Here is a 21,781-nt window from a genome sequence, read left to right on the forward strand (position 1 = left end):
CTCATCGGTCAGGTCACTGTCGTAGTAAGGCTGACTCATATCCTCAAGCCATGTAGATGTCACTCTTCTGGTATCGCGCCTTTGTGACCGTAGTTGTCTTCTACTTCACATACATTTACAAACAGTTTCTTAAAGGCTGCCATCAAGTTTAATGCAGTTCATTTTTGGACGAAATCGCTTTAAAGCTGATCTAAAAATTTAAGCAACTGCTCTAGCCCCTGGAATGCCCGAAGTCCGTTATTTTGTACAAAATCACTTTAATGAACAGCCAAAAATTGCCAAAAAAATTGCCTGACCCTAATAAGCCCCCAGGGTCAGGCAGTCTGCCTGTAAGTACGCTCTCCTAGTTGCAAAAGCTAAACGAACATAGTTGCCCCCTATACCTGTCTAGCCTTTCCGAGTGCGTTCCTCAGACTCTGTATCCATTCTGCTGCCTTTCCTTGCTAGAACCATCCGATATAGTACTCAAAGACTTCTAAAGATTAGCCAGTTCTACTCTACCTAAGTCCGTAAATTCACTCTTTTTGTAACTTAAGTTCGGTAAAAGGAAATTTCAGGGCAACAAGAAGCACTATTTAGTAGGAGCATAGAGGGCAGGGATAAGTTGATCAGTCAATAGGCAAAGACAGCGTCCTATGCACCAGCATCAACAACAGATTAAACCGTTTTCAAGAGAGATAACTACTGACGCAACACCTATCAGTGGGCTGAGTCCTTCGTCTAATGTTAGGCTCGTAGCAATTCATCTGTTTGCGATCGCATTCATCAGCCATAGCTATGCTCATTCCATTAACCCGTAAAACCTTTGAAACGTTGGTTCCGGCAGTGGCTACTGGACCGCAGTACATCTACTGTTGGGGAAAATTTCCTGCCTTGCTCTTGCGTCTGCTAATTTCGATCGGTGGCGTGACGGTCATTCTACTGTTAGGCAGTCTTTTAGGTGAGGGCTTTGGCTTTATCCGGTTTCTACTGGGTATTGTGACGGGGTTGTATTGGCTATGGGGACCTGTTTTTTGGGCGAGCTTAAAGAATATTGAGTTTCGTAAGTACGCCTATAGCGGTTTTTGGCAGGGGGATGTCATTGATGCTTTTGTTACCGAGGAGCTGATTGGTAAAGAAGAAACGGTGAATGAACGGGGTGAATTAGTAATTGTCGAAAACAGAGAGCGGCGCTTCAACCTGGTTGTAGGCGATGAGACAGGCTTTACGAGCCGACTCCAAGTGCCGCTTAAGCGAGATTATCAGGCGATCGCAATTGGTGATGCAGCAGAAATGGTAGTGATGTCTAACCGGGGCGATCTGGGTCGAATTAACAAGACATCTGACATTTACGTCCCTAACCATAACCTTTGGGTAAGTGATTATCCCTTGCTACTGCGTGAGACGTTTGTTGAGGTGAGCCACCAGTTAAATGGGCAAGATCGGGACGCGCAGGATCGGGATGAACGTTATCGCAGCAATCGATTTGAGTCAGAACGCGATCTGCAATCACGAGAGCGATATGAGGATAGGGATCGTGGTGGGGCAATTGAGCTGAGTCGTCGCTCACGTCGTCGATCTCGCAACAGACCCTCAACCAACTGGTAACTGAAGCATCACGGCAACAGTTCTAAATGCTTGCTGCTGTGATGAGCAGATGCCCCATTGGCTTATTCACCCTTTCACATCATGCCGTTCTGCTCTCGCCCGTATGCCTGCCATGCTAGATCGACCAACCCATTCATGATCGCTGCTGCCACAACTGCATTGCCCTTACGACCTTCGATCCGAATATGGGGGATGAGTGAATCAGCTAAACGCTTTTTCGCAATTTCTGCGTCAACAAAACCAGAAGGTGTCGCAACAATGAGTGCCGGACGAATCTCTTCCGCCTCAATTAAATCGACTAACGCTGTGAGTGCTGTCTGCGCCTGACCAACAACAAAAATGCCTTCTGGATAGCGTCGAGCAAGTGTTTCAATGCCCCAAGCCGCACGAGTCTTTTCCTTTTGAGGACGAGTAAGCGCCTCCATGCTGCAATAGACGGGGTTCGCAAACGTATTCTGAATGTTAGTTGTGATGCCCACCTGCACCATCGGCACATCGACGACGATCGTACTTCGTGCAGCAAGAGCAGCTGCCCCAGACTGTAGTGCTGCGTCTGCAAAGCGAAGCAACACTTTGTACTCAAAATCAGCCGTTGCATAAATGACGCGACGAACCAGCTCGTATTCGGCAGGTGAGAAAATATGTTCGCCAATCTCTCGATCAATAATCGCTAGACTTTGAGCATCTGTTGAGTGCCATTCCATCGCGACCCTTTACAAAATAATTGCTTGTGGTAAACAGCCTACACTTGCCAGTCCCAAATGGCGACCCTTTGCGATCGTTATGCTTCAAGACTCAAGCGAATACCTAAAAACTGGACTCAAACAGACTCATACTTCATCAGAGGAAGGGTTACGGCTAAGTACAGGCACCAAAAAGGCAGCTAGAGCACCAACCATAAAGCCAGCAATGTTGCGGAACAGCGGTAGCCAGTCAGAGGTACGAGTAACAACGGGCCCAATGCCGAAGGCAACGAAGAGAATGCCCCACAGTGGAGAGAAGATCAGTGCCCACTGCCACGCGATAACCTGCCCTTCTTTGCGAGGCTTAGCGGCAAAACCACAGACCACACCACCCACAATAGAGGTGATCAACGTTAGAGCCCACTGTTCTGGAGGCAGCCCAGGCACAACCAAGCAACCACCTCGACGCAGACACAGTTTAATTGATTCCAGCGCTTCTAGAATCGACTGGTCTTCACCATGTTCGCGCACAAAGAATTGATTGCCAAAGCGGGTCTGTAGTTCAATCCAGAACGTACGAGACATCAACGGGTAAAAATCATCACCTACGCTGAAATTAAGCAGATTGCCGCCACGCGGATCAGCCACCAGCAAAACGCTGTGGTTGTCCAGTCCCCAATAGTCCTTTACCGCAAGACCAGGTGTACGCTCAAACTGAGTGAGTACCCGCAGTTTCCAACCCGTTTCTTGTTCAAAGTCTTCCAAATCCTTTGCCAGGTTTGCTTCCTGTTGACCAGTCAAGGCATTTGCCAAGTCAATCACGGGCGTTTGTACGTCTGGCAACAATTCAGGATTGTTGTAGGCGTACGCAGTTGAATGAGCTAAACCATTAATTGGACTAAGCCAAAGTGCCAAGGCAAAAAGGAGAACAGCTGTATGGCGCAGAAGTTGCTCGAACCGCGATCGTACCGATCGCCCTGTAACAAAAGCTGGAGGAGTGGACATGGGGAATAGCGGCTTTATCGTAGAACTATGCTGATACAGAAGCGTAATTTATCTTTACACTCTTTAATCTTACTCTCATCTTAGGAAGCTAAGGGATCATCGTCAATCATTATGTGGTGTCAACCTGTTGCTGCTCGTACTAGGGCTAACAGTATGATCGCGTTCCGGTAACCAATCCCAAGTAAGCAATCATCTAGACTATGAAGAGGTGCCACTGTAAGCACCTGTAGCTTTTGCTGAGAGGTGTGCATGGTTCAACGCCCAATTTATCTGGATTGTCATGCCACGACACCTGTAGACCCTCGTGTCTTGGCAGCCATGCTCCCTTACTTTACAGAGCACTTTGGCAATGCGGCGAGTGTTAGCCACCTGTATGGCTGGGAGGCAGAAGCAGGCGTGCAGCAGGCAAGAGCAACAGTAGCGACCACGATTGGTGCGACACCAGAAGAAATCGTCTTTACTAGCGGAGCTACAGAAGCAAATAACCTGGCAATTAAAGGCGTTGCCGAAGCGTACCTTAGTAAAGGTCGTCATATTGTGACGATCGCCACTGAGCATAGCGCGGTGCTTGATCCCTGCCGTTACTTGCAGACGTTGGGCTTTGAAGTAACTGTGCTGCCTGTACAGCAGGATGGGCTGGTAGCGTTGGCAGACTTAGAGCAAGCACTACGAGCAGATACAATTCTCGTGTCTGTAATGGCAGCAAATAACGAAATTGGTGTCTTGCAGCCGCTAGCGGCGATCGGTGCGCTGTGTCACACACGGCAGGTTTTGTTTCACACGGATGCAGCGCAGGCGCTCGGCAAAATTCCCCTTGATGTCGAAGCAATGCAGATTGACCTCATGTCTCTCACTGCTCACAAAGTGTATGGTCCGAAAGGGATCGGGGCACTTTATGTGCGACGACGCAATCCTAAAGTGCGACTAGCACCCCAACTGCATGGAGGCGGACATGAACGCGGACTACGATCGGGCACACTGTATCCACCGCAAATTGTTGGTTTTGCTAAGGCAGTGGAGTTAGCGATCGCCGCTATGCCAGAGGAAACCGAGCGGCTACGGGCACTACGCGATCGACTTTGGCAGCGACTTACAGTACTAGACGGACTGCACTTAAATGGTCATCAGACTCAGCGGCTAGCCGGAAACTTAAATATTAGCGTTGCAGGTGTTGACGGACAGGCATTGCTTCTAGGCTTACAACCGATGTTGGCGGTTTCGTCTGGTTCTGCTTGCTCATCGGCTCAGATTGCCCCATCGCATGTATTGCAGGCTTTAGGACTGACAGAGGCTTTAGCCTTTGCGTCCGTGCGGTTTGGCATTGGGCGATTTAATACTGAGCAAGATATCGATCAGGCAGCAGCTTGCACAATTGCGACCGTGAGATCGCTACGTCAGGTTGCTCACGTCTAAGCACATAGATGAGACACAACAAAAGCGGGTGCAATCTCAGTTGGATTACGCCCGCTTTCTAAGTTTTAAGTACATTGAGCAAACAACCGCTCTAGCTCATGCCAGCACCGCGAGGTTGGTTCCGCACAGCCGTTTCGCCAGATACACCAATTTCAGCAGCCATCCGGCTCAGTGCAGACTGCTCACGGTTCTTAACAGTGTGCTGATGACGGTTTGCTAACGCACGTGCTTGATCTTGGGTAGACATGATTAACACTTCCTTGATTTATCGTTTTTTGTTCTTACTAGCTAATATAACAGAAAATTCTGTATCTAAAGCTACAAAAGCGTCTTTTAATAAAAATTCACTCTTTGGATGGACAAGCCGATTGGACTAAAGCGTTCTTGAAGGATTAGGGTGCCTCTTCACTATAGAGATGTGTCTGTGATCGCCCCACCAGCTAAGCAAGTCTTTTTCTAGCCTAGAGGGTGAGGTCAGGTCATTATAGATATGTCAAGATTCATCTGGGCTTGAGACAGAAGGGAACCTATAGCAGCAATCTACTAGTCTTGTTTCAAGACACGTAACCACCGCGTCAAATTGTCTCGTGTTTTCTATCCTAAAGTCATGCAGTCTCCAGCCAAGTTGCCAAACTCTACGTCGGTTGAAACGTTGCCACTGCTCAATCAGCCCGATCCATCTCAGTTGGACAATATAAAGGCTCAACTCGATTTGGTCTTGCTAGCGTTAGAAGCACTGGCTGGGATTGGTTCAGAAGCCATGCTTCAGGCAGCGAACGAGTTAAAGCTAGAGTCTCTGGTTGCTGATCGCGTTGCCCTGTGGCGGTTGCGGCAAGCCAGTCCACTACGGAAAGGGCAGGGTGGTCGCAAAAAACTTGATGTTGAGGAGGCACGAGCGCTGGTACTAATTAGCTGTCATCTTGCTAAACAGCAAGCAGAAAAAATTCGACGTGCTGTTGCCCTTTTAGAACAAATGGCAGAACAGCAACGTGAACCACATCAAACAGCATTGTTGGGAGATTACCTAGACACGTTTAACAATACCTATCAGGAGCGCATGAATGATGGCGATCGTGTGCCGCCCGTAGCGCTAAATAATCTTGCGCTCAAACTTTTAATTGATCTACTGTTTTACAGTGCTGCAAACGGTTCTCGACGGTTGTGGTTAGCGCTGATGGATCGCTCAAGTAATGGCAACCAGCAAACGGTAAGCAACCGTTAGTGATCGGGATAGCAATTACCTGAAGACGGGTTTCAAGATCAATTTAGTCTGATTGACCTGTCTGCTTCTGTCTCGTCTCCTCTAATGCTCCATCTCTTAGCCTCTTAGCCCTTCTACACACTCGTTGAATTCTTGCTTCATGTCTCACTCTATTTTGCGACGCTACACTCCTCCAACCTGCACATTAGAGATCCTGGCGAAAAACTCGCCGCTGTCTCGGTGGGTTGGTCAGCCAGTGTTGAAGCACCTCCGGTTTCAGCTTAGTTTGGATGATCCAAAGCTACCGAAAGAGGAGTGGATTGTTTTACGAGGCGATCGCGTTCAGCTTGAAGCGCTCCACGAGGCAGTGTCAACCTATGTGCAGCACTTTCTCGAGCAATCGTACGACCTCGACACCATGCATCGTTTCCACTCGTATGTAAGCACTACGTCAGCGGCAGAAGGGGCGGTTGCCGTGTTACCAACCGCAACACAAGATGAACTACGGGCGATCGCAGCATCGCCGCCGAATGCCATTTCGTTACAGCCAAGTGGTCTACTGACTCACACGTTGGCACTCGGCTCACTGGCAACGCCGGATACTGCTAACAAAGTTTCGTTGAGTGCTTTGCAGCTCTTTGATTTAGCAAATGCGTTGGATGAGTATGCCTCGGAGCTAGTTGCTCTGCCCGATGTGCAGCGATCGCGTCAATTAGCACCATCCTCTCTTCGTTGGGGGCAACTAGCCGCTACAGGTCTGCTAGTAGTTGGACTCTCAGCCTCAGTTGCCAAAATTATTGAAAGCAGCTCGAGACCTGCATCTCCCACAGCTAGCCAAGGGGACAGCAGCGATCAAAACATCGCTATGCAAGTGCCTCCAACAGCAATTCAAAGTCCGATACCGCCGATCACATCAGGGCAAAAGCTACCATCGCCACCGCCGCTTGGTTCAACAGTGCCCGCAAGTCCGGGACTGCCCACCTTTCCCGTTGCCGCACCACTGCCTCGCATTTCAAGTGCTGACACTCCAGCAGGGGCAGTTACGCTCACCCCAAATACTCGTAGTGCCCAGAGTAAAGAGACTGGGAATCAAATTACAGTATCGCCGTCAACGAGCCAACCATCAGCTACTGCACCAACGCAACCAGCTCAGCCGATGCCAAAACCGCTTGCTCTTAACCGGGAGTTTGCTAAGACTTCACCAAGTCAATCTGCAAGTGAGTCAACTTTGCGTGCTGCGACGGGCGATCAAGGTGCTCCAGCAGAGCAAATGGACACTGCCTTTGACACCATCCCCCAAATCGCTGAAGCACGACAATACTTTCAACAACGGTGGACTCCACCACAAGGGTTGACCCAAACGCTGGAATATACCCTTTTAGTAAATGCCGATGGCTCGATTCAACGCATAGTGCCCCTAGGACAGGCAGCAGGTAACTATATTGATCGAACTGGGGGACCACTTGCGGGAGAACCGTTTGTTTCGGCGATCAGCAGTGGGCGTAATGCTAAGGTTCGACTAGTACTTAGCCCTGACGGCAGCGTGAAAACCTTTTTGGAAGGGTTTTACTAACAATAAGCGGTCGGACTGCAACAAAAAGCGCCTGCCGTTAAGGCTCTAGAACATCTAGCGCTAAAACTGCGACTATTTCAACAAAGTCCGCCGCTGATTAGGAAATGCGACGAACTTATAACTTCTACAGCTATGTTTATACTATGTGGCTGTATAAAGCCTCTGGCATTGAAGAAACGCGTAGCGTCTCCGTTAGCAAAGCTGTCTCTGTAGCAAAGTGCCGTAATTCCTCTAGGAACAGGAGTACTCAGTCGCTAGGGCAACAAAAGCGTTGCTCGAACGTCGAACCCCATTTAATAGCAAGATGCATTAAGACTGACGTTTGCGTGCCTTCAGCTTTTGGCGACGGCGGTTCGTAGCAACAACAGCACTATCAACTGGAAAGCCTGGAATCGGCATCACTTGGTAAACACGCTCCTCTTCCAGGTGTTTTAGCTCGGTATAGTCAACCCAATGGATACAATCAACAGGACAGGTATCGATCGCCTCTTGAAGCAGTTCCTCAGAATCGCCGTCCTGACGCACAACCCGCGATCGCCCGTAATCTGGTTCAATGTAGAACGTATTACGAGCGACATGGGCACAGTGCTTGCAACCAATGCAAGTAATCTCATCAACATAGACACCTTTTTGTCTGAAAGCGCCACCAAGCTCCGGTTCCAAGCCCGATCGCTCTGGTGCATCCCGCAAAAAGCCACCTAGTTCCGGCTCCAAACCGGTCCGAGGGTTTAACATGTCTCCAAACCCCGATCCAGCAAAAGCGTCTGCCGAATTGGATGAAGCTGCATCAGACATTACGTACTCCAGCGCTGTAAGACCAATCGGATCGAACCGTCTTTGTTTTGCTGCTGCTCTGTAACCTGGAAACCCTTTTGGGTGGTCTCGTTCAAAACTGTATGATAAGCATAGCGCTGTGTTACACGGCTCAGAAAGCGATCTACAGTCCAGTCTTGCCGCCAAAACTGTAAATCAGCGACTAGTTCATACTCACTGCCATTCCACCGAAAGCCAATGCCATAGCCGTTGTCTTGTTCGATCGCGAGCTCGGCAGTTTGAGTCAGACCACGATAGCCTTGCACTGCTTCAGGACCATCTTTCCAAACGATTCCTAAGTCTGTCAAAGCTGCTTTCAGAGCGGGGAGGTGACGAATTTGGGTTTTAATCTGACTGAAGTGTGACATGGTGATTCTTAAAAGTTGAATAAAGGAGACTGAACAAAAAAGAACGTTACCACTCGCTAAATGTTATCTGATTAGACGCATCTAACGACTGATTAATTGGTTGAGTAAAATATTCAGACGTTTGCTCTTGACTGACAACCTGACCTAATTGTGCTTCGATAGCCGCAGTAACCTCAGCGCAAGAAGCACCCACGATACCTGTCACTTTTTCCTGTACTCTGCCGTCAGGGTAGATGATAAATTCTAACGTTTCCATGCTTTTAGTAAAGATTTAACGATTTGATTCAGCTCACACCAAATCCTCTAGTTCTGACACTAGCGCTAATGAAACAACAGAGGTGGGAAGGATACAGCTAACCCTGACGCGTACAGACTTACGAGCCTGTGAGACAAAATAATAAAAACAGTGTCTCAGTATTGCTAAGTAAATCTTAACATTTATTCAGGAAAGTTAAGCTTACTTAGAGTGATAACTCAGATATATGACAGTTTCGCTTAACTTCTTATTGCCGTCAAGCTGAAAATGCTTTGTAACGCGATGTTTAGGCCGCAAAGTGATGCCATAACATCAAAGATCTTTCTGTAGTATGGTCTTAGCCTAACCCTGAGGGGTGAGACACCGCAGAACGAGCAGCGTATTACAAGCCACAATAGAATTCACAGGGAATGTATCCCTTTTGCGGTTTAGTTCTCAACACAATATGGTGCCTCCTCTTCCATCAGGAACAGTGCTGCGCCAGCGGTACCTGATTCAGCAAGTTCTCGGTCAGGGCGGTTTCGGTCGCACTTATTTGGCTCTCGATCAAGAGCGCTTCAATGAACCCTGCGTTTTGAAGGAATTTATTGTTCCTTATCATGATGGGACATTGATCGAAAAGTCGAAAACGCTCTTTCACCGCGAAGCTAGTACACTCTATCAAATTCAACACCCTCAAATTCCACGTTTTTGGGCTGCTTTTGAGGATGAGAAGCGTTTTTTTCTAGTACAAGATTTTGTAGATGGGCAAACTTATCGCCAGTTGTTGAGCGATCGCAAGCAAAAAGGGCAAACCTTTTCAGATGCTGAAGTACTGTATTTTCTTAGCCATTTGTTGCCAGTTCTTGCCTGCATTCATAGCCAGGGCATTATTCATCGGGACATTTCTCCAGAAAACGTTATTTTGCAGACTCAGGCAACGACGCAGCTAGAGCCAACTCAGACTCTTCCTGAAGCGGGTTTACCTGTATTAATTGATTTTGGTGCGGTGAAAGAGGCAACTAGCCACTGGCCGCTGATGTCAACACCAACACGAGTCGGTAAAGTGGGCTATGCACCACCCGAACAGTTACAAACAGGCAGAGTTTACCCTAACAGCGATTTGTATGCTCTAGCAGCAACAGCGCTGGTGCTGCTGACAGGACGAGAGCCGCAAACGTTGCTGGACAGCCGGACGCTTACCTGGAACTGGGAGCCGTATGCCTACGTTAGTGACGAACTAGCAATGGTGTTGCGGCGAATGCTAGCGGTTTATCCAGGCGATCGCTATCAGACGGCGACTGAGGTTTTACAAGACCTCCAATCGTTTGGAGCCATACCGTTAGAAAGTACACTGTTACGATCGCCAGACCCTGCTGCTCCGTCGCCTGACCAGCCAGCGATCGTCAATTTTTTGTCGCCTCAAAGCGATCGTTTAACCCAGACAGCTAAAACGCCTCAACCCATCAGTCAACAGACCTCAACATCTGCTCCGGTAAGAGCGCCATCGCGTCGCTCGACCCATACGTCCGATCTTGGATGGCGGCGCTGGGACAATATCGGCGGCAAAGTGCGCGCTGGGATTGCTGCAACGCTGCTGGCGGGCTTGGGTATCGCACTGCCGATCGTGTGGCAACTGGGGGTAAAAGCACCGGATACCAACGGAGAGGTTTGGGTTTCGGGCGCTAAACTGCCTCAGTCAGAAGCGTCTCGCATCATTGATGCACCAGATGCTTCTGGCTCGAACTTAGCCATCAAACCTCCCTTTGAATCTAATCAAGCTGAACCTAACCAGACTGAAACTACACGCACAGATGGTGCGGTAGTCAAAACCAGTAAACCCTTACAACGCCTGCAGTTTGCCCGTGGCAAGGTTACAACTGCTGTTCAGGGTCATTTGCAGGCAACAGAGATGCAGCCCTACATGCTACAAGCATCACAAGGTCAGATTATGTCTGTCACCTTGCAAGGTCAGGGGGCAGTCATGAACTTGCTGCGATCGAACCAGGAAGCGATCGACGCTGCATCACACCAAACTCGTAGCTGGACAGGTCAATTGCCTGCGGATGATCGCTACATGATTCAGGTTTCTGGTACGGGTACCTACACGCTGGATGTGGCAATTACGCCGTTAGCACGACCAACGCAAGAGCAAATTCAACAAGTTGCGTTTGCGCCTGGTAACTCTGGCACTACTGTAACAGGGCAGATAGCACCGAACCAGCTTCAACGCTATTTGTTGAAAGCAAAGCAGGGGCAAATACTGGTTGTAAAAGTGCTACAAGGTAGCGTGAGCTTTAGTGCGATCGCTCCGAATGGTCAGCGTATCGGCAGTAACGCTACCAATACCAAAAGCTGGCAGGGACGCCTACCCCAGGATGGTGCTTATATGATTGAAGTGTCTGGCAACGAGCCAGAGGGCTATGCGATCGCGCTTGAGGTTCTTTAAGCTTAGGATTCTTTAAGCTTAGGTGCTGCTTGAGGATGCACTACGTCAGAACTAACGCTAAGATCTCGCTTTAGTCAATGCTTCAGTTCTAACCACATGGCTTCTGAAATAGCTTCTCGAGCGGTACTTAAGGAGTTGGTTGAGCGGCTAGCAGTAGGAGAGTCCTTAACGCAAAAAGAGTGGCGGCAGCTAGAAGCAGCGACGTTGCAAGATACAAGGCGCGCGATCGCATTTGGCATCACAGCCGAGACTATCCACACTACTTTGCAGGCACGATCGCGCTTACTTCAGGCTGTTTATCCAAGCATCGAGCAGTTTTGCCAACGTCATGCGAGTCTCTCTGCCAACGTGATTGAAACTCTGTGGCATTTGTGGCTACCGCTGGCAGTGTGGCTAAAAACTCGGCGGCAAGCAGTTGATCGCCCCTGGGTACAGGGCATTTTAGGTGGGCAGGGCACTGGCAAAACAACACTTGGAGCAATCCTGGTGCTGATACTGCAATTATGCGGCTATAAGACCGTTAGCCTGTCTCTGGATGATTTCTACAAGATGTATGACGAGCGTTTGCGCCTACGAGAGCATGACCCTCGCTTGCTCTGGCGTGGTCCACCAGGAACCCATGATCTTGAGTTAGGGCTACAGACATTGGATGCCTTGCGCCAATTAGCGCCTGAGCAACCGATCGCGCTCCCTCGTTTCGACAAAGCGCTGCACAATGGCGCAGGTGACAGAATCGCTCCGACCCTGGTTTCGGGTGCGGATATCATCTTGTTTGAAGGCTGGTTTGTGGGTGTTCGTCCAGTTGATCCAGCCGTTTTTGAGCAGGCGATCGCACCCATCATAACGGCGTCCGATCGGGCCTTTGCCCATGACATGAATACAAAACTCACTGACTATCTACCTCTGTGGCAACGGCTAGACAGCCTCATTGTGCTGCATCCTGTCGATTATCGCCTTAGCAAACAGTGGCGTAAGCAGGCAGAACAGCAAATGCGAGCCAGTGGTAAACCGGGTATGAGCGATGCCGAGATTGATGTTTTCGTTGAGTATTTTTGGAAAGCCTTGCATCCTGAGTTGCTCATCAAACCGCTAGTGGTTAAACCTGGGTGGGCAGACCTCGTTATCGACATCCAGGCAGATCACACAGCAGGCGCAGTGTATCGGGGCGGTGAAACCAATACGTGATCACTGTGGAATCACTTGAATTAGCAAAAGGATGAAGGATGAATCGAAGCCTTCGTTCAAAGGAAGTTTCAAGGTTTATAGGTGTCCTCACGTTCACTTCGACTGCTATAGCACCATCAGAAGTGGTTTGTAGCGGCAGTGTCCAAGAAAAACTGGGCGCTTGCTAGTGACGAAGATTGTAGTGATGCAAGTTTTTGTGGCATTACTGTTTTGTTTTTGATAGCCCATTAAATCTTCTGCAAAACCCCGGGCGATCGCAGGTCTTCAAGCCGTTTGCAGCCCGTACAAAACATGGCTGTAGTTAGTTCTGCAACAAGAATCTCTACTAGCTCATACAAAGCTGCTTCGGAGTCATTTGCGGCTTGGAGAAAGGGAAACGCCATGCCTGCGAGATCGGCACCCAGCGCGATCGCTTTTGCAGCTTCCAGTCCATCCCGCAAGCCACCAGAGGCGATAAGAGGAATCTGAGGGGCGATCGCTCGTACAGCAGTGACGCACTCAGCAGTGGGTAAGCCCCAATCAGCAAAGGTTCTACCTAAACGACGCTGACGGGCATCGGTGGCGCGTTCACTTTCGACCAGTGACCAGGAGGTGCCGCCTGCACCTGCCACGTCGATCGCCGCGACCCCCGTTTCCAGCAGCTTTTTTGCGCTTGTGGCAGAAATACCGTTGCCAACTTCTTTCGCAATTACAGGCACTGGCAGCGCAGCGCAGAGCGATGCAATTTGTGAGAGCAAGCCTCGAAAATTTGTGTCGCCGCTGGTCTGCACACATTCTTGAAGTGGATTAAGGTGCAGAATCAGGGCATCGGCTTCGAGTGTATCTACTACCCGGCGGCACTCATCCAGCCCATAGTGGTAATTGAGCTGTACAGCGCCTAAATTAGCAAAGAGGGGAATATCAGGCGCGATCGCGCGCACAGAAAAGGTAGTTGCAACGGACGGATTTTCAACCGCTACGCGCTGAGAGCCAACGCCCATTGCCAGACGGTACTGCTGTGCCACAGCTGCCAGCCTAGAGTTGATTGTTTTTGCCAGTTCAGTGCCGCCTGTCATCGACGAAATAAGCAGTGGTGCGCCCAGGCTTTTACCCAGGAAGGTCGTCGTAAGGTTAATGTCGTCGCGATCGATCTCAGGCAAACAGCAGTGGGTAAACCGATAGCGCTCCAGCCCATTCGTAATCTGACGGCATTGCACATTTTCATCCAGACAGATGCGGAGATGATCAGCTTTGCGAGTCTGGGTTTCCATATTAATGAGGGATTGGGTACGGGATTTAGGCAATAGAGCAAGGCGATAATGTTTATTATCGTGCTTAGCCTTAATTCTTTGTGCTTAAGCCTCTCTTCTAAACCCGTATCAACTCAACTCCATCGCGCCCATCAATGTCCTGAAGGTAGACCTTGACTTGTTCTTCTTTAGCAGTTGGGAGTTGCTTGCCGGTAAAGTCGGGGTGGATCGGTACTTCTCGATGTCCGCGATCAACCAGCACAACAAGTCGAATAACGGCTGGTCTGCCGTAGTCGTTTACAGCATTGAGAGCCGCACGAATGGTACGCCCTTTAAAGATCACATCATCGACCAAAACAACGGTTTTGCCAGAAAGGTCAAAGGGTATTTCCGTTTTTGCCGGGGTGCGAATGCCGATCGTGTCCAAGTCATCGCGGTAGAAGGTAATGTCGATCGCACCCATTGGCACCGTTACTTGTTCTAGCGCCTCGATTTGCCGCACTAGCATGGCTGCCAGATGAACCCCCCGGGTATAGATACCAAGCAACACCAGCTTAGAAAGATCTGATCGCTCTACCACCTGTGACGCTAACCGCGTCACTGTCCGCCGCACTTCTTCTGCTGACAGAATTTCGACCACTTCTGTAGACATAGAAAATCAAGTTTTGAGTTAAGGGTATTGAGTTAAAGCCTTTTTGAACAATTTTCTACAACCTGTGGCTTTATAGCCTGATTAACTGAAGAAACTTTTTGCTGTGCGGTTAGTTGCGTAGGGTTCTTGAAGGGTCAGTGCAGCTACGAAGGCATTAACGCAACCACACTCAAAGGGCTATAACCCGCTGATGCGAGTTGTCTTAATCTTTAGCGTCTTAGGTCTACAGAAATAGACTTTTCGCTTGCTTCAAAGCTAAAAGCTAAGAATTACCTCAAAGTTAGAAGCTAAGAAATTCTATCCTAAACTTCATCTTTTGGCTGTACAGCCTTGATAATACGCGACAGTTCGCTTTTCTCATCTACAGCAATGCGAGTCGGCGAACCACTGATGATGCCTTCAAAGTTGCGGAAGGACTCTTTGATTTGAGGTCCACGTTCGCTGATGGTATATTCGCGAATACCTTTGTCATGCCAGGAGCCACGCATCTTGAAAACGTTAATAGCCCGCGCCATCTCACCCCGAATCTCGACATATTGCAGCATTAAAATAGTGTCTGTAATGGTGGAAATATGAGAATCGGTAATGGAATTTGATCCCATAAATTGATCAGACGTGTTGGTAAAAAAGCCTGTAATTTCTTCTTGTTTAGCAAAGCCAGTCACACCAATTACAAATTGGCGAAACGCATTGTTGCTTACCCCTCGTGCGAGGGCGGAGAGGGAATCGATCGCAATTCGAGAGGGCTTAAACTCAGCGATTTCCGTTTTAATAATTTGTAGATGATCTTCTAGACCAGCCGACTCAGGATAGGCACAAATGATTCTCAGTACACCTTTCTGTTCAAGTTCTTCAAAGTCAATGCCCCAGGAAGAGGCATTCCGAGACAACTGGGCACGGGATTCTTCATAGGCAAACAAAATAGCACGATCGCCTCGCTGACAGGCATCTTGCAAAAACTTGCTGACCATCATCGTTTTGCCTGTACCCGTTGCTCCAGTCGCCAGAATAATCGAGTCCTTAAAAAAGCCACCACCGCACATTTCATCCAGCGTTTTGACTCCGGAGGAGACGCGGACATTGGACGATCGTTGCGTTAGACGCATGGCTCCCAACGGAAAGATATTAATACCATTATTTGTAATGGTGAAAGGGTATTCACCTTTCATGTGCGTCGTACCCCGCAGTTTGAGAATTTCGATCGTACGACGGCGGCGTTCCCCTTCTAGCACGTTGCGAATAATGACCACGTTATCTGATACAAATTCTTCGACGCCAAACCGTGCTACGGGACCATATTCTTCGACCCGTTCGGTGGTCATTAACGTCGTTGCGCCAACTTGCTTCAAGCGTGCCACTAGACGAAATATTTCGCGTCTTACAACTCCAGCGGAGTCATATTGCTGAAAGACAGCCGTCACCGAATCAATTGAAACTCGTCGTGCTTTGTATTTGCGAATCGCGTATTGAATGCGCTCAATTAAAGCAGAGAGATCAAAGTTTCCTGCCACATCTTGCCCTTCAGGATCAGGTGACGCATCGAGAATAAAGAGCTTGCCTTCATTAATAAATTTCTGCAAATCCCAACCAAAGCTAAACGCATTTTTGATGACATCCGCTGGAGATTCCTCAAAGGTGACAAAAACACCTGATTCGTCAAAATCAACAATACCTTGATACAAAAATTGCACAGCTAGCAACGTTTTACCTGTGCCAGATGTGCCGCTAATAAGAGTAGTACGTCCTGTTGGTACACCACCATGGCTAATGTCATCAAAGCCCTCGATCATGGTGCGAATTTTTTGCACACCAGGGACAGAATATTCACCGTTTAGCGGATTTTGATTGAGTTGGTTCATGAGGAGGGCTTGTTGAAGAAGGCGCAGACGATCGCTAGAAATTCGCTGTTTCTCGCACCAGGAATTTTTTGCGCTAAATCTGGCTCTGAATTTAATTTACAGTTATTTTTACTCTGAGGCTTTTTATTCTAACAATTTAGATGCATCGTCCTGCAACTCTTCGTAAAGTAAATCAAGACCAATCAGGACTTTTTCACGATCGGATAAGTCACCAATAATTTTACGTACGGGCGGGGGCAAGATTTTAGACAACGTGGGTGTTGCTAAAATTTTGTCCTCTTCAGCAAGCTGAGGATTTTTCATGACATCAATGACCTTAAGCGCATAAACACCCTGAAAATCTTTTTCTAGGATCTCATTGAGCACTTTAAGAGCACGAATGGAACTTGGTGTATTTCCAGCCACGTAGAGCTTCAGGACATAAGTTTTTTTGAAGGGGCTCATAGCTTAAGGTGTATTAATCATGCAACTATAGCGGAACCTGAAGTCAGTTTGAGACGAACTCTTTCAGCGAAGAACTCTATGGTGTAAGGCGATTCACTAACAGCCAGTGCTAGTTTTCTCTGGGCTAGTTTTCTCTAGGTACGGAGCGCCGATACATCTCACATAAGTGGGCGATCGTATCAATCAATGTCAACCGATAATCTAGCAGAATATCATCACTGCGTCCCTCTAATTTTAACTGTTTTGCAAACTCATCCATCAAATCCATATGGATTTCTACCACTTGTGAGGTTGCAATATCGGTGAAAAAAGCAGCATTGACAAATTCATCAATACGCTGATTGAGAGTATCATCTTCGCTGAAGTAATACAGTATGATCTCCCGATAGTGATCGCGGAGTTGTTCTAGCGTTTCTTGCTGCTGTTCTAACGCCATGTAACGAAAAAAGTTACGTGGGTTGCGCTTGTAGTAAACACCGAGATACCCCAAACGCTCTTTTAGTTTTTCTGTCAGTCGTCGCTGTTGTAGCATCAGAAAGTTTTGAGCGGTGATATCGGTTGATAGATCGACAGTTGACAGTGCGTTGCTTAAGCGGCAGGTCGGCGACAGGTGGAGAAATTGCTCGATCGCCTGCTCAATATAGTCACTAATGGCATCACATTGAGCGATTGTGATCCAAACTTCTGCTGTGTGATAGACAAAAGCGAGATTAAGAACGGGGGACGTGTCCTCACTCGCTTCGATCGCGTTAGGCGCATCCGCCGTCTGAATTGCATTCGTATCAGATATAGCCGGATCAGCAGTGGTCGTGTCGGACGTAACTGTGCCAGAGGTTGCCGGCAGCGTCTCTAGAGCGATGTCAGGCGAGACAATGACGACTGGAAGTAATGTTGCCTGCCCATGTAGCTGCTTGGCAAGCTGCGGTAGGGCAGAGCCACCCTGTAAGATGAGGCAATCTAGGTGCTGCTTTTCGTGTTCGACAACCGAGAAAAAGTCACTGCTGGTTTTTGGCATGGTCACACTGTAGCGATCGTGATCCAGGCGCTGCAAAACTGCCTGAGCGAGTGACTCAGGGGCAAGAAAAATGCCAACTGAGAGCTTAGATCGTTGTGAATGAGGTAATGGATGGTTCAAAACAGTCTGAAATCGGGACATTATTAGCGCACGTTTTATCGATGCAATTAACTTAAAAGGCTTACTATGAACACTCTCAAAAAAGCTTTATTTTTTCTTAAGATTTTAGCACTCAATTAATTATAGTTACAAAGCAATCTTGTACTGGAAAAGCTACTTATAACAGACGCATAATTGAATGTAATAAGCAATCGTGTATTGGAAATTACTTTAAAGTCCTTTAAGTATCTCTTAAGTATCTCTACGGAGACTAATGCTTTAGTTTTGAGTGATGAACTCCATCATCTAGCAAGTCTGTTTCATCCAGCAACTTGCTGCCCTCCTGACTCCTCAAATGCGTTTTTGCTCAATCATTGCGCCTAGAGGCAACTGCCCCGCTGTAGCGTTGGTAGCTTACATCACTCCTCTCTTGGGCAGGCATTCTATGGTTTTAAGCATTCCCTCTCTCCAAGCTTTTGTTGATCCTGTACCATGCTGTGCAGTAACTGCCCGCTTGACAACTGCGTTAGCAGTGCTTGGGCAAGCAGCCAGCGCTAAAACAACGGCTGTCAATCGGCTAGTGTTGGTTAACGAGCGACAGCACCCGATCGGTTGGGTGAGTGCACAGCAGCTTTTGCATCATTTAGCAGCGGCTGGTCTGTTCAGTCAGGAGGCTGACGTGTTGGACGATCGCCCGCTTGTGACGAACCAACGTACGGATGATCTGCTTGTCTTGGATGTGATGCCCTCGATTGTAGAGCCGCTGCTGACGATCGCAGCTAATTGGACAATCGATGCCTTCCTACCGCATTTACAGACTCAGCCTCATGCCTGTTACGCGTTAGTTGACGCTGAAGGCTGCTTCTTAGGGTTACTGGATAGTGCTCGGTTGCTACAGTTTTTGATGACACGTGTGATGCCGTCAGCGCCTCACCTAGAGGTTGCCTCTGTAACAGCACTACTGGAACCATCACACCCAAAGTTGAGTCCGCTACTGCGTGAGCTGGTAGAGCGACTGCCCCTGCCTGTCATGCTGCAAACTCGTGATGGGCAAGTGCTGGCGCAAAATTCCATCTGGCGCACCCAAATTAGCGAACTGCTCGATCCGGGCTGGCTGCGGCATGAAGTTGCTACGTTGCTAGAAATGCCGTTGCTCGAATCGGTTGTGCTGCCGTCTGATCGTGAGATCTGGTTGGCTTTAGAATCACGATCGACTAGCCAAGGTACAAACTCAGCGCAATCGCTTCCTCTAGCGCTTAAGACTCGCACTGGTACTGCAACGCCCGAAGCGTATAATCTGGGGGATGACAGCGCTGGTATTCCTACGGCTCTCCCTACTGCAAGCTCGTGCCAACTGGGTACCAAGCCAGGGACTTGTATCTGTGTCTGTCCCTTGAAAGACGGGCAGGAACAGGTTTTGCAATTTGTGAGAGTTCCACTGGGTTCCCTCTCGGCGCAGACGGCTCGGGATTGGGACGATCGAGCGCAAACGCTGGTAGCAGCCGTTGAAGCACCCTTTAGTGAAACGCCTTTCAGCGACGAGTCAGCATCTCCCTCTCAACTTTTTCGGCTCGCTGCGCTGCTGTCCACGATTCATGACCCTGCTGATACTGTTCCGTCTTCCAGTAGCAGTAGCGGCACGGCTGCCAGTGTTGTGCCAGTAGCCGAAGAACTTTGGCTTATCTTGGCGCAGGATGTAACGGAGCAACAGCAGCTTGCCAGAGAACTTACTGCTAAAAATGCTGACCTCATTCAGCTCAATCGACTCAAAGATGAATTTTTGGCGTGTATTAGCCACGAACTGCGAACGCCTCTGACATCTGTTTTGGGGTTATCGAGTTTGCTTAAAGATCAGACGCTTGGTGCGTTAAACCCGCGACAGGTGCATTATGCACGGCTCATTCACCAAAGCGGTCGTCACCTGATGGCAGTCGTCAACGATATTCTCGATTTGACCCGTATAGAAACTGGGCAGCTAGAGCTAGTCTTAGCGCCAGTCAATCTTGAAACGGTTTGTCGTCGTGCGTTTGAGCAGGCACAGCAATTGCAACTACAAGAGGGCAATCAAACAGAAACGGAGCCGGAGCCGGAGCAGCCAATGTTTTCGCTGACACTGGAGCCAGATCTAGGACTGCTGATTGCCGATGAACAACGTCTGCGCCAGATGCTTTCGCATTTGCTGGCTAATGCGCTTAAGTTTACAGAGTCCCATGACCCGATCGGTCTAAAAGTGGGGCACTGGGGCGGCTGGATTGCTTTCACCGTTTGGGATACAGGCATTGGCATTCCATCTGAAAAGCAGCATTTAATTTTCCAAAAGTTTCAGCAGCTTGAAAATCCGTTGACACGGCGGTTTGAAGGTACAGGTTTGGGCTTAGTGCTCACGCAACGGTTGGCACGGCTACATGGCGGTGATATTACGTTTGTCTCTAAAGAAGGCGAGGGTAGCCAGTTTACAATTTTGCTGCCGCCGCACCCTCCCAGCACTGACGCGGCTTCTACCTTTACGGCTGTGCCTAAAACGGTAGCGGCAAGTGAAGTGGGTCGATCGTATCTGCCTCGAAACAAAAGTCAGGTAGTGCGGGGCGAGATTCCTGGGTCAGCAGGCGCTTATGCGGTGGATGTGGCTGCCCTACAGCGTAGCCAGCTAGTGCTTATTGTGGAAGCCTCTCGCCAATGCTTAGAAGCGCTTTCCGATCAGCTGACGGGGTTGGGTTATCGCGTGGTGATTGCGCGATCGGGCACGGAAGCGCTGGAAAAAGCGCGCCGCTTGCAACCCTGCATTATTTTTCTGAATCCAGTGTTGCCGTTACTGTCTGGTTGGGATGTGCTGACTCTATTGAAGTCAAACGCTGAAACCCAACAGATTCCAGTGGTGATGATGGCAACGAAAGTTGATGAAGGGCAAGCCCGTCAGCGACAGTCGGATAGCTTACTAAGTGTGCCGATTCAACCGAAGTCGCTCCAAAAATGCCTTCAAACACTGGTCGTCGATCGCCAAAAGGCAACGCTTAACCCTCGACCTCCAGTCGTGTTGACTATTCTGCGGCTCAACCCTGGCGTTTGGTCACACGCCCACCAGCCTCTGCCAACGGCGGAACTGAATGCGTTGCTGCACTCTTACCCATGCCGCATCCTGGAGGCAGACGACCTGGAACAGGCAGAACTCCTAGCGCGGGTGTGGAAGCCAAATGTTATCTTGCTTGACGGTGCTTTAGCCGATGCCGAGGCTTATTTTCAGCAGTATCGTCGGCATATTGTGCTTGCGTCCCTGCCGCTTGTGACGATCGACCAGGCAACCTCGCAAGCCGCAAATCAGATACCGGGTTTGCTGGTCTTTCCCTGCTTGTCTCCTCCAGAAACGTTACTATCAGCCAACGCGTCACCACATACAACAATTGAAGCATCTACCCTCTTGCAAGTGATTCAGGTTGCGGCGGGGTATGCGTGGCGACCATCAATTCTGGCGTTAGATACTGTAACGCTACCCTTGAGGTTAACTATGCAAAACCTTCAAGATCAATCAGCACGAGGTCTGGATAGTTTTCCTCAAGAAACAGAGTGGCTGCAAGCCTTGACGCACTATTTAAACACGGCTGGTTTGTCGAGTGTCATTGGGCGTTGCTGGCAAGAAGTACTTCAGCAGCTTGAGTTGGGTAGTGTGGATGTGTTGGTGCTTTGCTGGACGAATGCGATCGCTCAGCCCTTTACGCTATCAATGCTCTTTGCGCTTCAGCAGTTACCAAAGCGCCCTCCCATTCTGGTTTTGGATCATCGCCATCATGGCTCAACGGCTGGTGCAGCACCGCTCGCCCCCCTGCCAGAGGCACTGAAACAGATTGCTGCACACATTCTGCCTGCGTCTCTACCGATGACGGAACTGTTGCAGCATATGCATCAAGCGATAAAGGTTAAACGATAAGAATACGTTCTGCTGTCAAGGCTATTGCCGTAAGGAAACAGCACGGGTG

At 49.0% G+C, this 21,781-nt stretch carries 18 protein-coding genes; 7 read left to right on the plus strand and 11 right to left on the minus strand.

The window, feature by feature from the left end; genetic code table 11:
- Positions 1-777 precede the first annotated feature (777 nt).
- On the plus strand, positions 778-1,587 hold the full coding sequence (locus H6F86_RS18540; RefSeq protein ID WP_190450212.1) for a phosphate ABC transporter permease: 810 nt from the start codon (positions 778-780) through the stop codon (positions 1,585-1,587).
- A gap of 74 nt (positions 1,588-1,661) precedes the next feature.
- Here H6F86_RS18540 and H6F86_RS18545 read toward each other — a convergent pair whose 3' ends face one another.
- Together H6F86_RS18545 and H6F86_RS18550 are read right to left on the minus strand one after the other, a co-directional pair.
- Positions 1,662-2,291, minus strand: coding sequence for a precorrin-8X methylmutase (locus H6F86_RS18545; protein WP_190450213.1), 630 nt, complete (start codon positions 2,289-2,291; stop codon positions 1,662-1,664).
- Between the two features lie 126 nt (positions 2,292-2,417).
- Positions 2,418-3,275: a TPM domain-containing protein gene (locus tag H6F86_RS18550; RefSeq protein ID WP_190450214.1), complete on the minus strand. Its 858-nt coding sequence runs from the start codon at positions 3,273-3,275 to the stop codon at positions 2,418-2,420.
- A 249-nt stretch (positions 3,276-3,524) separates the two neighbouring features.
- Here H6F86_RS18550 and H6F86_RS18555 point away from each other — a divergent pair, with 249 nt between their 5' ends.
- A complete protein-coding gene (locus tag H6F86_RS18555; protein ID WP_190450215.1) occupies positions 3,525-4,688 on the plus strand; it encodes an IscS subfamily cysteine desulfurase in 1,164 nt (387 codons plus the stop codon).
- 91 nt (positions 4,689-4,779) lie between these two features.
- Here H6F86_RS18555 and H6F86_RS18560 read toward each other — a convergent pair whose 3' ends face one another.
- Positions 4,780-4,935 (minus strand): hypothetical protein, encoded by a 156-nt coding sequence (locus H6F86_RS18560; RefSeq protein WP_190450216.1) that lies wholly within the window; start codon positions 4,933-4,935, stop codon positions 4,780-4,782.
- 360 nt (positions 4,936-5,295) lie between these two features.
- On the opposite strand from H6F86_RS18560, the gene H6F86_RS18565 reads away from it, so the two are divergent.
- Entirely contained in the window at positions 5,296-5,910 is a 615-nt protein-coding gene (locus H6F86_RS18565) for a DUF3038 domain-containing protein (RefSeq protein ID WP_190450217.1), read from the plus strand.
- Between the two features lie 139 nt (positions 5,911-6,049).
- Entirely contained in the window at positions 6,050-7,462 is a 1,413-nt protein-coding gene (locus H6F86_RS18570; RefSeq protein ID WP_190450218.1) for a DUF4335 domain-containing protein, read from the plus strand.
- A gap of 309 nt (positions 7,463-7,771) precedes the next feature.
- Here the strand turns inward: H6F86_RS18570 and H6F86_RS18575 are convergent, their stop codons facing one another.
- The 3 genes from H6F86_RS18575 to H6F86_RS18585 are packed head-to-tail and all read right to left on the minus strand — an operon-like array spanning position 7,772 to position 8,899.
- Complete coding sequence (locus H6F86_RS18575; protein WP_242033593.1) at positions 7,772-8,197, minus strand: ferredoxin; 426 nt, start codon at positions 8,195-8,197, stop codon at positions 7,772-7,774.
- 59 nt (positions 8,198-8,256) lie between these two features.
- Entirely contained in the window at positions 8,257-8,643 is a 387-nt protein-coding gene (locus H6F86_RS18580) for a DUF1257 domain-containing protein (RefSeq protein WP_190450220.1), read from the minus strand.
- 46 nt (positions 8,644-8,689) lie between these two features.
- Positions 8,690-8,899 (minus strand): DUF2997 domain-containing protein, encoded by a 210-nt coding sequence (locus tag H6F86_RS18585; RefSeq protein WP_190450221.1) that lies wholly within the window; start codon positions 8,897-8,899, stop codon positions 8,690-8,692.
- A 445-nt stretch (positions 8,900-9,344) separates the two neighbouring features.
- On the opposite strand from H6F86_RS18585, the gene H6F86_RS18590 reads away from it, so the two are divergent.
- Positions 9,345-11,327 carry a serine/threonine-protein kinase gene (locus H6F86_RS18590; protein ID WP_190450222.1) on the plus strand — a complete coding sequence of 661 codons (1,983 nt, stop codon included), beginning with the start codon at positions 9,345-9,347 and terminating at the stop codon, positions 11,325-11,327.
- A 96-nt stretch (positions 11,328-11,423) separates the two neighbouring features.
- On the plus strand, positions 11,424-12,512 hold the full coding sequence (locus tag H6F86_RS18595; protein ID WP_190450223.1) for a glycerate kinase: 1,089 nt from the start codon (positions 11,424-11,426) through the stop codon (positions 12,510-12,512).
- A gap of 227 nt (positions 12,513-12,739) precedes the next feature.
- Here the strand turns inward: H6F86_RS18595 and fni are convergent, their stop codons facing one another.
- The 5 genes from fni to H6F86_RS18620 all read right to left on the minus strand — a co-directional run bounded on the left by fni (position 12,740) and on the right by H6F86_RS18620 (position 17,852).
- Positions 12,740-13,762: a type 2 isopentenyl-diphosphate Delta-isomerase gene (gene fni / locus H6F86_RS18600; protein WP_190450224.1), complete on the minus strand. Its 1,023-nt coding sequence runs from the start codon at positions 13,760-13,762 to the stop codon at positions 12,740-12,742.
- Between the two features lie 97 nt (positions 13,763-13,859).
- Complete coding sequence (pyrR, locus tag H6F86_RS18605) at positions 13,860-14,393, minus strand: bifunctional pyr operon transcriptional regulator/uracil phosphoribosyltransferase PyrR (RefSeq protein ID WP_190450225.1); 534 nt, start codon at positions 14,391-14,393, stop codon at positions 13,860-13,862.
- Positions 14,394-14,695: 302 nt separating this feature from the next.
- Positions 14,696-16,252, minus strand: coding sequence for a circadian clock protein KaiC (gene kaiC / locus H6F86_RS18610; protein ID WP_190450226.1), 1,557 nt, complete (start codon positions 16,250-16,252; stop codon positions 14,696-14,698).
- Positions 16,253-16,375: 123 nt separating this feature from the next.
- Positions 16,376-16,696, minus strand: coding sequence for a circadian clock protein KaiB (gene kaiB, locus H6F86_RS18615; RefSeq protein ID WP_190450227.1), 321 nt, complete (start codon positions 16,694-16,696; stop codon positions 16,376-16,378).
- Positions 16,697-16,820: 124 nt separating this feature from the next.
- On the minus strand, positions 16,821-17,852 hold the full coding sequence (locus H6F86_RS18620; RefSeq protein WP_242033594.1) for a circadian clock protein KaiA: 1,032 nt from the start codon (positions 17,850-17,852) through the stop codon (positions 16,821-16,823).
- Positions 17,853-18,255: 403 nt separating this feature from the next.
- Here H6F86_RS18620 and H6F86_RS18625 point away from each other — a divergent pair, with 403 nt between their 5' ends.
- Positions 18,256-21,732, plus strand: coding sequence for a hybrid sensor histidine kinase/response regulator (locus H6F86_RS18625; protein ID WP_190450228.1), 3,477 nt, complete (start codon positions 18,256-18,258; stop codon positions 21,730-21,732).
- Positions 21,733-21,781: the final 49 nt, after the last annotated feature.

This window comes from Phormidium sp. FACHB-592 (assembly GCF_014695795.1).
Taxonomy (GTDB): Bacteria; Cyanobacteriota; Cyanobacteriia; order Leptolyngbyales; family Leptolyngbyaceae; genus Stenomitos.

Excerpts from the sequence above, each read along its gene's own strand:
- H6F86_RS18540 (WP_190450212.1), top strand. The coding sequence starts at position 778 with ATGCTCATTCCATTAACCCGTAAAACCTTTGAAACGTTGGTTCCGGCA.
- H6F86_RS18545 (WP_190450213.1), bottom strand. The coding sequence starts at position 2,291 with ATGGAATGGCACTCAACAGATGCTCAAAGTCTAGCGATTATTGATCGA.
- H6F86_RS18550 (WP_190450214.1), bottom strand. The coding sequence starts at position 3,275 with ATGTCCACTCCTCCAGCTTTTGTTACAGGGCGATCGGTACGATCGCGG.
- H6F86_RS18555 (WP_190450215.1), top strand. The coding sequence starts at position 3,525 with ATGGTTCAACGCCCAATTTATCTGGATTGTCATGCCACGACACCTGTA.
- H6F86_RS18560 (WP_190450216.1), bottom strand. The coding sequence starts at position 4,935 with ATGTCTACCCAAGATCAAGCACGTGCGTTAGCAAACCGTCATCAGCAC.
- H6F86_RS18565 (WP_190450217.1), top strand. The coding sequence starts at position 5,296 with ATGCAGTCTCCAGCCAAGTTGCCAAACTCTACGTCGGTTGAAACGTTG.
- H6F86_RS18570 (WP_190450218.1), top strand. The coding sequence starts at position 6,050 with ATGTCTCACTCTATTTTGCGACGCTACACTCCTCCAACCTGCACATTA.
- H6F86_RS18575 (WP_242033593.1), bottom strand. The coding sequence starts at position 8,197 with ATGTTAAACCCTCGGACCGGTTTGGAGCCGGAACTAGGTGGCTTTTTG.
- H6F86_RS18580 (WP_190450220.1), bottom strand. The coding sequence starts at position 8,643 with ATGTCACACTTCAGTCAGATTAAAACCCAAATTCGTCACCTCCCCGCT.
- H6F86_RS18585 (WP_190450221.1), bottom strand. The coding sequence starts at position 8,899 with ATGGAAACGTTAGAATTTATCATCTACCCTGACGGCAGAGTACAGGAA.
- H6F86_RS18590 (WP_190450222.1), top strand. The coding sequence starts at position 9,345 with ATGGTGCCTCCTCTTCCATCAGGAACAGTGCTGCGCCAGCGGTACCTG.
- H6F86_RS18595 (WP_190450223.1), top strand. The coding sequence starts at position 11,424 with ATGGCTTCTGAAATAGCTTCTCGAGCGGTACTTAAGGAGTTGGTTGAG.
- fni (WP_190450224.1), bottom strand. The coding sequence starts at position 13,762 with ATGGAAACCCAGACTCGCAAAGCTGATCATCTCCGCATCTGTCTGGAT.
- pyrR (WP_190450225.1), bottom strand. The coding sequence starts at position 14,393 with ATGTCTACAGAAGTGGTCGAAATTCTGTCAGCAGAAGAAGTGCGGCGG.
- kaiC (WP_190450226.1), bottom strand. The coding sequence starts at position 16,252 with ATGAACCAACTCAATCAAAATCCGCTAAACGGTGAATATTCTGTCCCT.
- kaiB (WP_190450227.1), bottom strand. The coding sequence starts at position 16,696 with ATGAGCCCCTTCAAAAAAACTTATGTCCTGAAGCTCTACGTGGCTGGA.
- H6F86_RS18620 (WP_242033594.1), bottom strand. The coding sequence starts at position 17,852 with ATGTCCCGATTTCAGACTGTTTTGAACCATCCATTACCTCATTCACAA.
- H6F86_RS18625 (WP_190450228.1), top strand. The coding sequence starts at position 18,256 with ATGGTTTTAAGCATTCCCTCTCTCCAAGCTTTTGTTGATCCTGTACCA.